The organism is Aerococcus sp. L_32, from assembly GCF_050689315.1.
This window is the reverse complement of record NZ_JBOEQF010000628.1, coordinates 1-1,001: the sequence shown is the minus strand read 5'-3', so window position 1 is coordinate 1,001 and position 1,001 is coordinate 1. Positions and strand designations below refer to the sequence as shown.

The 1,001-nt window shown below is 42.8% G+C and carries 1 protein-coding gene; it reads left to right on the top strand.

Features of this window, described 5'->3' with window-relative positions; translation table 11 throughout:
* A partial coding sequence (locus tag ACRCJ0_RS15275) for an ABC transporter ATP-binding protein (protein WP_431391053.1) occupies positions 1 to 1,001 on the top strand: 1,001 nt, incomplete at both ends.

Genomic DNA, 1,001 nt, shown 5'->3' with positions numbered 1-1,001 from the left:
AGGAATAATTCAATCGGATTCGTTTTCCAGTCATATAATATCATCAGCCATTTAGATGTCTTATCCAACGTGGAATTAGGGATGACTTTATCTGGTGTGGCGAAAGAAGAGAAACGGGAAAAAGCGAAAAACGCTTTGATACGTGTGGGCTTAGAGAAACATATGCACAAGCAACCCAACCAATTATCGGGTGGACAAATGCAACGTGTAGCCATTGCGCGTGCCTTAGCCAATGATCCGGATGTCCTATTATGTGATGAGCCAACAGGGGCTTTGGATTCTGAAACAGGCCAACAAATTATGGGCTTGATTCAAGAACTAGCCAATGAAAAACTCGTGATTATGGTTACCCATGATAGCGAATTAGCCCACCAATACGCCAACCGTATCATCAATTTTAAAGATGGTGAAGTGGTTAACGATTCAAATCCATACGACAACGAGGATGCAGATGCAGTCTTGGATATGCGCCGTACTGGTATGTCTTATTTAACTGCTTTAAACCTATCTTTTAAAAATATCATGACAAAAAAAGGGCGAACCTTTATCACGTCCTTCGCTTCAAGTATTGGGATTATTTCAATTGCGGTTGTCCTATCTCTATCAAACGGTTTCCAAAAGCAAATTGATTCAACACAGGCCGAAACGAGTGCTCAATTCCCGGTAACCATATCACAAGTCGCCCAAGATGCCTCTAATTTCACGCTATCAACTGAAGAAGAAACGGAATACCCAGAGGGCAATACCGTGATTGCCAACGAAGACCCAGCTTCAGCTGGTCAACATGAGAATGACATTACCACTGATTTAGTTGAGTACGTGAAAGACATCGACCCAGCCTTGACTGAGGCTTTAAACTATACTTATTCTGCCCAGTTGAACCTTTTACGCGATGTAGATGGGGAAGTTGAGCAAGTTGCCTTTTCTAATTACGCCCAAGATTCAGCTACCGGTGACATCCAAAGTTTCTATGCGACATCATCTGGTATGGGGGCTTCCAC